This window comes from Streptomyces sp. NPDC058662, from assembly GCF_042716255.1.
Lineage (GTDB): Bacteria > Actinomycetota > Actinomycetes > Streptomycetales > Streptomycetaceae > Streptomyces.
On the sequence record NZ_JBHXRU010000158.1, the window covers coordinates 1 to 9,058 of the forward strand.

At 73.2% G+C, this 9,058-nt stretch carries 7 protein-coding genes; 4 read left to right on the forward strand and 3 right to left on the reverse strand.

Going from position 1 to position 9,058, the window contains the following annotated elements; translation table 11 throughout:
• A partial coding sequence (locus tag ACFWUQ_RS30210; protein WP_384544369.1) for an ATP-dependent helicase C-terminal domain-containing protein occupies positions 1–1,067 on the forward strand: 1,067 nt, incomplete at its 5' end.
• Here ACFWUQ_RS30210 and ACFWUQ_RS30215 read toward each other — a convergent pair.
• Together ACFWUQ_RS30215 and ACFWUQ_RS30220 are read right to left on the reverse strand one after the other, a co-directional pair.
• Positions 1,057–2,037, reverse strand: a complete 981-nt coding sequence (locus tag ACFWUQ_RS30215; protein WP_384544371.1) for a DUF3068 domain-containing protein — start codon at positions 2,035–2,037, stop codon at positions 1,057–1,059. The two genes, ACFWUQ_RS30210 and ACFWUQ_RS30215, sit on opposite strands and share 11 nt — an antisense overlap.
• 14 nt (positions 2,038–2,051) lie before the next feature.
• Positions 2,052–2,192, reverse strand: coding sequence for an SPW_0924 family protein (locus tag ACFWUQ_RS30220; RefSeq protein WP_384544373.1), 141 nt, complete (start codon positions 2,190–2,192; stop codon positions 2,052–2,054).
• 221 nt (positions 2,193–2,413) lie between these two features.
• On the opposite strand from ACFWUQ_RS30220, the gene ACFWUQ_RS30225 reads away from it, so the two are divergent.
• Positions 2,414–3,268, forward strand: a complete 855-nt coding sequence (locus tag ACFWUQ_RS30225) for a DUF4184 family protein (RefSeq protein WP_384544375.1) — start codon at positions 2,414–2,416, stop codon at positions 3,266–3,268.
• Between the two features lie 61 nt (positions 3,269–3,329).
• On the opposite strand, the gene polA is transcribed toward ACFWUQ_RS30225, so the two are convergent.
• Positions 3,330–6,053: a DNA polymerase I gene (gene polA / locus ACFWUQ_RS30230; RefSeq protein WP_384544377.1), complete on the reverse strand. Its 2,724-nt coding sequence runs from the start codon at positions 6,051–6,053 to the stop codon at positions 3,330–3,332.
• 104 nt (positions 6,054–6,157) lie between these two features.
• Between polA and ACFWUQ_RS30235 the strand changes: the two genes are divergently transcribed.
• Together ACFWUQ_RS30235 and ACFWUQ_RS30240 are read left to right on the forward strand one after the other, a co-directional pair.
• Entirely contained in the window at positions 6,158–8,428 is a 2,271-nt protein-coding gene (locus ACFWUQ_RS30235; protein ID WP_384544379.1) for an FdhF/YdeP family oxidoreductase, read from the forward strand.
• Between the two features lie 54 nt (positions 8,429–8,482).
• A complete protein-coding gene (locus ACFWUQ_RS30240; RefSeq protein WP_384544381.1) occupies positions 8,483–8,971 on the forward strand; it encodes a PaaI family thioesterase in 489 nt (162 codons plus the stop codon).
• Positions 8,972–9,058: the final 87 nt, after the last annotated feature.

Sequence of the window (9,058 nt, forward strand, 5' to 3'; positions counted from 1 at the left end):
GGGAATACGAGTTTGTAATTGGTCTGTTGGGCTCGGTGATGTTTATAAGAGACAGCCCGCGGGCCCCGGGCGGCGGCGCCGCCGGAGCGACCGACGACGCCGCCGCCGGGCTGGTCGCGGCCCTGGCCTTCCCGGAGCGTGTCGCGCGGGCCAGGGGCGGGGGAGCCTTCCTGATGGCGTCCGGGACCGGGGCCGAGCCGGGTGACGGATCCGGGCTGCGCGGCGCGGCCTGGTTGGCCGTGGCCGTCGCCGACCGGGCCGCCCAGAACGCCTCCGCCCGGATCCGGCTGGCCGCCGTCGTCGACGAGGGCACCGCCCTCGCCGCCGCCGGGCACCTGCGCACGGACGGCGAGGAGGTGCGCTGGGAGGACGGGGACGTCGTCGCCCGCGCCGCCCAGCGGCTGGGGGCGATCGAACTCGCGGCGCGGCCCCTGCGCGCCCCCGCCCCCGCACGCGTCCGGGCGGCCCTGCTGGACGGGCTCCGCACGGAGGGGCTGGACCTGCTGCGCTGGTCCGAGGACGCCCGCTCGCTGCGGGCCCGGCTGGGCTTCCTGCACCGGGTGCTCGGCGGCGGCTGGCCCGACGTGGCGGGGGACGGCGCCCTGCTGGACCGGGTCGACGACTGGCTGGAGCCCGAACTGTCCCGGGCCCGGCGGCGCGCCGATCTGGGCCGGATCGACGCGGGCCAGGCCCTGGGGCGGCTGCTGCCGTGGGCCACCGGCGAGGCCGCCCGACTGGACGAGCTGGCTCCGGAGCGGCTCCAGGTGCCCAGCGGGTCCCGGATCCGCGTGGACTACTCCGGTGAGCAGCCGGTGCTCGCCGTGAAGCTCCAGGAACTGTTCGGGCTGGCCGAGACCCCCCGGGTGGCCGGCGTGCCGGTGCTGGTGCACCTGCTGTCGCCCGCCGGGCGGCCGGCGGCCGTCACCGCCGATCTCGCCTCCTTCTGGCGGGGCGGCTACCGCGCCGTCCGGGCCGAGCTCCGCGGCCGCTACCCGAAGCACCCCTGGCCGGAGGATCCGGCGACGGCCGAGCCCACCCGCCACACCAACGCCCGCCTCAGGCGCTGAGCTCCTCGTCCGGGGCGCGCCGGCCGCGTCCGCGCGCCTCCAGCCACAGCGCGCAGCCGAGGAGGACGATCCCGGCGCCGGTCAGCCCGAGCGGCGCGTAGGTGTGCAGTGCGAGGACCTTCGTACGGTTCGCTTTGACGAGGGCGACGGTGTGGTCGCTGTAGTCCTCGCGCATGGTCACGTGCCCGGCGAAGGCGGTGAGCCGGCCGTCGGGTCCGCTCGCCGCGATGCCGCCGCGCATCTCCTGCTGGATGTCCTGCTCGGCGTTGACGGGGGCGCCGGTCACCGGGTCGACCCAGAACCTGGCCTTGGCCGTGTACCAGAGGGTGGTGCCGGTGGTCGCCTCGATCGTCGCCGGGTCGATGCCCTCGATCGGCATCTTCTTCGGCATGGGCACCTTGGTCCAGGGGATGTCCTGCTCGAAGTAGTGGACGTCCATGCCCTTGAACGTCCGCGGGCCGACGTAGTGGATCGGTGAGGAGGTGCGGGTCTGCGCGTCGAAGTACAGGTAGTCGCGCGGCTCGGTGAAGAACGGCCACTTGAACTCGATGCCCTCGCGCCGGACCGGGTCGCCGTCGACCATCTCGCCGGTGGCGTGCACCGGGTCCTGGGTGTGCGCGTCGAAGATGTAGCGCTCGGGGATCTGGGAGACCGTCTTCCCGTCCGGGCCGATGATGTGGGACAGGGTGTCCCAGACGACGACGTCCCGGCCCGCGCTCGCCTCGATCTCCCGGGACGCCTCCACGTTCCCCTTGAGGGTCTGGACGATGGTGACCTTGTCCACCTTCTTGGGCCTCATGCCGTCGAAGTAGTCGAGGAGGGTCGCGTCCTTCGCCTCCAGCACCACCTCCTGGTATTGGTTGGGCGGGATCTTCGCCAGGCGCGGGTACGCGTACCAGCGCAGCAGCGGGGCGAGGGCCGCGCAGAACACGGCGAGGGCCAGCAGGACGAGGCTCGCTCTGCGTCGCATGGCCGGGCCCTCCTCTACTTTCCGGGCGCGGCGGGCGCGGTGGTGAGCAGGGGCTTGGGGGAGGTCTTGCCCTCGGTGGTCCCGAGCGCCGTGACGGCGAGGGCGAGGAGCACCGCGAGGGCGAGCCCGCTGGCGGCGGCGACGAGTGCGCGCATGCCGGACCTCCGGAATCTGATAGGGCGTCAGGGCGGAGGCACCGTAGCAACGCCGACGCCAGATGAGAACCGTCCGTGCGTCCGCCTCGTCAGGGGTAGCCGCAGCTGCCGGCTCCGCCGGGGCACGTGACGCTGTCCCGGCCGCACGCGTCAAGAACGCGGAAGCGGGTCGCGCAGGTCGCGCATACTGTGCGGACGCCGAGCAACCCGGGAGCCACGCCGTGCCGTTCACCCTCAGCCACGCGGCCGCCGTACTGCCGGCGCTGCGCCGCACCGGCCGTGCGCGGGGCCCGCTGGTCGCCTCGGCACTGGTCCTCGGGTCGTTCGCGCCCGACACCGTGTACTTCGCCGACGCCGTCGTCCAGGGCGCCATGCGCCACGGCGCGCTCACCCACTCGCCGCTGGGCGTGCTCACCGTGGACGCCCTCCTCACGGCCGCCCTCGCGGCCTGCTGGCTGCTGCTGCGCGAGCCCCTGATCGCGCTGCTGCCGGCGCGCCGGCGCGGCCGGGCGCACACCCTGCTCCGCGGCGAGCACTGGCGCGACCGGCATGTGCCGTCGCTGGCCCTGTGGTTCTACCTGTCCGCGGTCGCCGGCTCGTTCACGCACGTCGTGTGGGACAGCTTCACGCACCCGGGCCGCTGGGGCACCCGGGCGCTGCCGGCCCTCGGCGAGCCCTTCGCCCTCGGCCTGCCCCTCTACTCCTACCTCCAGTACGGCACTTCGGCCGCGGCGGCCTGCGCGGTCGCCTGGTTCACCGTGACCGCGCTGCGGCGGCTGCCGGACTGCCCCGCCCCGGCGTCCGTGCCGGTCCTGGGCCGCACGGAGGTGCTGGGCGCGCTGGCGCTGGTCGCGGTGTGCGTGGCGGCGGGAATCACGCTGCGCGTGCTTCGTTGGCTCACCTTCTTCGACCGGATCCGCACCCCCCTCGACATCATCCCGACGGTCTGCTTCGGGGCGGGCGGCGGCCTGGCCGTGGCCCTGCTGCTGTACGGCGCCCTCGTACGGCTGCGCCACCGCGACGGCGACCGCCGCAGCGGGGACCAGGACACGCGGACGCCCGCCCCCACCGCGTGAGGGCGGCGGGGGCGGGCGCGCGGCGAACCATACGTCCGCCGGGGGCCGGGGCGGCGCCCGGTCAGTGCGCGGCGGACTCCCAGTCGGGGCCGACGCCCACGGACACGTCCAGCGGTGCGCGGAGCTCCACGGCGGCGCCCATCTCGCGGCGCACCAGCTCCTCCACCGCCTTCCGCTCACCCGGGGCGATCTCCAGCACGATCTCGTCGTGGACCTGGAGCAGCATCCGCGACGCCAGCCCGGCCTCGGCGACCGCCCGGTCCACGCGCAGCATCGCGACCTTGACGATGTCGGCGGCCGTGCCCTGGATCGGCGCGTTCAGCGCCATCCGCTCGGCGGCCTCGCGGCGCTGCCGGTTGTCGCTGTTGAGGTCCGGCAGGTAGCGGCGGCGGCCGAAGATCGTCGCCGTGTAGCCGGTGGCCCGCGCCTCGTCCACGACGCGCTGCAGGTAGTCGCGGACCCCGCCGAAGCGCTCGAAGAAGGTGTCCATCAGCCCGCGCGCCTCGGCCGGCTCGATGTTCAGCTGCTGGGACAGCCCGAAGGCGGACAGCCCGTAGGCCAGCCCGTACGACATGGCCTTGATCTTGCGGCGCATCTCGGCGTCGACGGCGGACCGCTCCACCCCGAACACCTGGGAGGCGACCGTGGTGTGCAGGTCCTCGCCGGTGGCGAACGCCTCGATCAGGCCCTCGTCCTCGGAGAGGTGGGCCATCACGCGCAGCTCGATCTGGCTGTAGTCGGCGGTCATGAGGGACTCGTAGCCCTCGCCGACGACGAACCCGCGGCGGATGGCGCGGCCCTCGTCGGTGCGCACCGGCACGTTCTGCAGGTTGGGGTCGGTGGAGGACAGCCGTCCGGTGGCGGCGACGGTCTGGCTGAAGCTGGTGTGCACCCGGCCGTCGACGGCGATGGTCTTGACCAGGCCCTCGACCGTGACGCGCAGCTTGGCCTGCTCCCGGTGCCGCAGCATGATCACCGGGAGTTCGTGGTCGGTCTGCTTGGCCAGCCAGGCCAGGGCGTCCGCGTCCGTGGTGTACCCGGTCTTGGTCTTCTTCGTCTTCGGCAGGTCCAGCTCGCCGAAGAACACCTCCTGGAGCTGCTTGGGCGAGCCGAGGTTGAACTCGTGGCCGACCGCCGCGTGCGCCTCCTTCACCGCCTGCTGCACGGCGCCCGCGAACTGCAGCTCCATGGCCTCCAGGTGCTCGCGGTCGGCGGCGATACCGGCCCGCTCCATCCGGGCGAGCAGTTCGGAGGTCGGCAGCTCCATGTCGTGCAGCAGCTCGACGGCGCCGACCTCGGCGAGCTTGCCGGTGAAGGCGTCGCCCAGATCCAGCACGGCGCGGGCCTGCGCCATCAGCGCCTCGGCCTCCGCGGTGTCGTCGGCGCCGAAGGCCAGCTGGCCGTCCGCGGCGGCGGGCGCGAGCTCCCGGTGCAGATACTCCATGGACAGCACGTCCAGGGCGAAGGACCGGCGGCCCGGCTTGACGAGGTAGGCGGCGAGCGCCGTGTCCATGGCGACGCCGGCCAGGCTCCAGCCGTGCTCCGGGAAGACCCGCATCAGGCCCTTGGCGTTGTGCACGACCTTGGGCCGGGCCGGGTCCGCCGCCCAGGCCGTGAAGGCGCGCTCGTCGGCCTCGTCCAGCGCGGACGGCTCGAACCAGGCGGCGGCGCCGCCGGCCGACGCCAGCGCGACCTCGGTGATCCGGCCCGTGCCCAGCGTCCAGCTGTCGGCGGTGGCGACGCCGAGCGGCGCGCCCGCGTGGCTCTCCAGCCACGGCGCCAGCTCGCCCGTGCCCAGCACCGAGGCGTCCAGCTCCACACCGGCCGCGACGGGGGCGGGGGCCGCCTCCTCGGCGGCGCCCGGGTCCACGGCCAGCAGCCGCTCCCGCAGCGAGGCGTTGCGGATCTCCAGTACGTCCAGGACACCGGTGACCGCGGCCCGGTCGTACGGCGCGCGGACCAGGTCGGCGGGCGTACGGGGCAGCTCGACGTCCTTGACCATCTCGGTCAGGACGCGGTTGAGCTTGACCGCGTCGAGGTGGTCGCGGAAGTTCTGCCCGGCCTTGCCCTTGACCTCCTCGGCGCGCTCCACCAGCTCCTTGAACGACCCGAACTGCGTGATCCACTTGGCGGCGGTCTTCTCGCCGACGCCCGGGATGCCCGGCAGGTTGTCGGACGGGTCGCCGCGCAGCGCCGCGAAGTCCGGGTACTGCTGGGGCGTGAGGCCGTACTTCTCCTCGACCTTCTGCGGCGTGAACCGGGTCAGCTCGGAGACGCCCTTGGTGGGGTACAGCACCGTGGTGTGCTCGGAGACCAGCTGGAAGGAGTCCCGGTCACCGGTGACGATCAGCACGTCGAAGCCGAGGGCCTCCGCCTGCGTCGCCAGCGTCGCGATCACGTCGTCGGCCTCGAAGCCGTCGACCGCGAACCGGGGCACCTTCATCGCGTCCAGGAGCTCGCCGATCAGCTCGACCTGCCCCTTGAACTCGTCGGGGGTCTTCGAGCGGTTCGCCTTGTACTCGGGGAACTCCGTGGACCGCCACGTCTTGCGCGAGACGTCGAAGGCCACCGCGAAGTGCGTGGGCGCCTCGTCGCGCAGCGTGTTCGCCAGCATCGACGCGAAGCCGTAGATGGCGTTCGTGGGCTGGCCGGTCGCGGTCGTGAAGTTCTCCGCGGGCAGCGCGAAGAACGCCCGGTACGCCAGGGAGTGCCCGTCCATGAGCATCAGGCGGGGGCGGCCCGCTGCGGTCGTCTGGTCGGTCTTCTTCGATGCTGAATCTGCCACGCCCCCGATCCTAGGCGCCCCCGCCGACAATTCCGGCGTCGGCGATGTCAGCGGACCGTGACAGGATCGGAGGTGTACGCGCAGACAGCTCGAAGGGGAGCGACATGGCCGCCAAGCCGCCCGCAGGTGATCCGATCCAGGACGCGCCTCAGGTCGCGCCCCCGCTGCACGCCGCCGCCGGGCTGCCGGCGATCGGGCACACACTGAGGATCGCCCAGCAGCAGATGGGCGTCGCCCGCACCGCACGGACCCTGCTCAAGGTCAACCAGAAGGACGGCTTCGACTGCCCGGGCTGCGCCTGGCCCGAGGGCGACAAGCGGCACACCGCCGAGTTCTGCGAGAACGGCGCCAAGGCCGTCGCCGAGGAAGCCACCCTGCGCCGGGTCACCCCCGAATTCTTCGCCGCGCACCCGCTCTCCGACCTCGCCGGCCGCTCCGGGTACTGGCTGGGCCAGCAGGGCCGCATCACGCACCCGATGTACCTGCCCGAGGGCGGCGACCGGTACGAGGCGATCACCTGGGAGCGGGCCTTCGAGGTGATCGCCGAGGAGCTGACCGCGCTGGACTCGCCCGACGAGGCCCTCTTCTACACCTCGGGCCGCACCAGCAACGAGGCCGCGTTCCTCTTCCAGCTGTTCGCCCGCGAGTTCGGCACCAACAACCTCCCCGACTGCTCCAACATGTGCCACGAGTCCTCGGGCTCCGCGCTGACCGAGACGATCGGCGTCGGCAAGGGCAGCGTCTCCCTCGAAGACCTCCACCGGGCCGACCTGATCATCGTGGCCGGGCAGAACCCCGGCACCAACCACCCGCGCATGCTCTCCGCCCTGGAGAAAGCCAAATCCGCCGGCGCGAAGATCATCTCGGTGAACCCGTTGCCCGAGGCGGGCATGGAACGGTTCAAGAACCCGCAGAGCCCGCTCGGCATGCTCAAGGGCACCGCCCTCAACGACCTCTTCCTGCAGATCCGCATCGGCGGCGACCAAGCCCTCTTCCGCCTGCTGAACAAGCTGGTCATCGAGGCGGACGGCGCCACCGACGAGGACTTCATCCGCGAACACACCCACGGCTACGAGGAGTTCGCCGCCGCCGCCAAGGAGGCGGACTGGGCCGAGACCCTCACCGCCACCGGCCTGACCCGGCCCGAGATCGAGCACGCCCTGGCCATGATCCTGGCCTCCGAGCGCACCATCGTCTGCTGGGCCATGGGCCTCACCCAGCACAAGCACTCCGTCGCCACCATCCGCGAGGTCGTCAACCTGCTCCTGCTGCGCGGCGCCATCGGCCGGCCCGGCGCCGGGGTCTGCCCGGTCCGCGGGCACTCCAACGTCCAGGGCGACCGCACCATGGGGATCTTCGAACGCCCCGCGCCCGCCTTCCTCGACGCCCTCGACCGGGAATTCGGGATCACCTCCCCCCGCCACCACGGCCTCGACGTCGTCCGCTCCATCCAGGCCCTGCGCGACGGCAGGGCCAAGGTGCTCTTCGCCATGGGCGGCAACTTCGTCGCCGCCACCCCCGACACCCACGTCACCGAGGCCGCGATCCGCCGCGCCCGCCTCACCGTGCACGTCTCCACGAAGCTGAACCGCTCGCACGCGGTCACCGGCCGGCGCGCCCTGATCCTGCCCACCCTCGGCCGCACCGACAAGGACGTCCAGGCCGCCGGTCGGCAGTTCGTCACCGTCGAGGACTCCATGGGCATGGTCCACGCCTCCCGCGGCAACCTGGCCCCCGCCGGCCCGCACCTGCTGTCGGAGCCCGCGATCGTGGCCCGCATGGCCCGCGCGGTCCTCGGCCGGGCGTCGAGGACGCCGTGGGAGGAGTTCGAGCGCGACTACGCGACCGTCCGCGACCGGATCTCCCGGGTGGTGCCCGGCTTCGAGGACTTCAACGCCCGCGCGGCCCGCCCCGGCGGCTTCACCCTCCCCCACGCCCCCCGCGACGAGCGCCGCTTCCCGACGCGGACCGGCAGGGCCAACTTCACCGCCGCCGCCGTGGAGTACCCCCGGGTCCCGCAGGGGCGGCTACTGCTGCAGACCCTGCGCAGCCACGACCAGTACAACACCACGATCTACGGCCTCGACGACCGCTACCGGGGCATCACCGGCGGGCGGCGCGTCGTCATGGTCAACCCCGAGGACGCGGCGGAGCTCGGACTGGCCGACGGCGCCTACACGGACCTGGTGAGCGAGTGGAAGGACGGCGTGGAGCGGCGGGCGCCCGGGTTCCGCGTCGTGCACTACCCGACGGCCCGGGGCTGCGCGGCCGCCTACTACCCCGAGACCAACGTGCTGGTCCCGCTCGACTCCACCGCGGACACCAGCAATACCCCGGCGAGCAAGTCCGTCGTCGTGCGCTTCGAACCGGCCTGATAGAACGACCCCAGGACAAGATGGTTAACGAGCGTTGACGAACGGAGCCGGCCCATGGGCGAGCAGCACGCTGTGAAGTTCCCGCAGGAGGTCCTCGACGAGTACACGGCCCTGGGCATCGACCTGCCCTCGCTGTTCTCGGCGGGCCACCTCGGCGAGCGGATGGACATCCGCATCCTGGAGGCCTCCGCCGACCGGGTCGTGGCCACCATGCCCGTCGAGGGCAACACCCAGCCCTACGGCCTGCTGCACGGCGGAGCCTCCGCCGTACTGGCCGAAACCCTCGGCTCCGTCGGCGCGATGCTGCACGGCGGCATCACCAGGATCGCCGTCGGCGTCGACCTGAACTGCACCCACCACCGCGGCGCCCGGTCCGGCATCGTCACCGGCGTCGCCACCCCGGTGCACCGGGGCCGCTCCACCGCCACGTACGAGATCGTGATCAGCGACGAGCAGGACCGCCGGGTCTGCACCGCCCGCCTCACCTGCCTGCTGCGCGACGCCCCGGCCGCCCCGGCCGGCGAGGCCCCCGCCGGCGCCTGACCCCTCGCGCCCGACCCCTCGCGCGCGCCCTCTCGGCGTACCGCGCCACCGGGCCCGGACCCCGCCCCCCGCGGCTGGGTCCGGGCC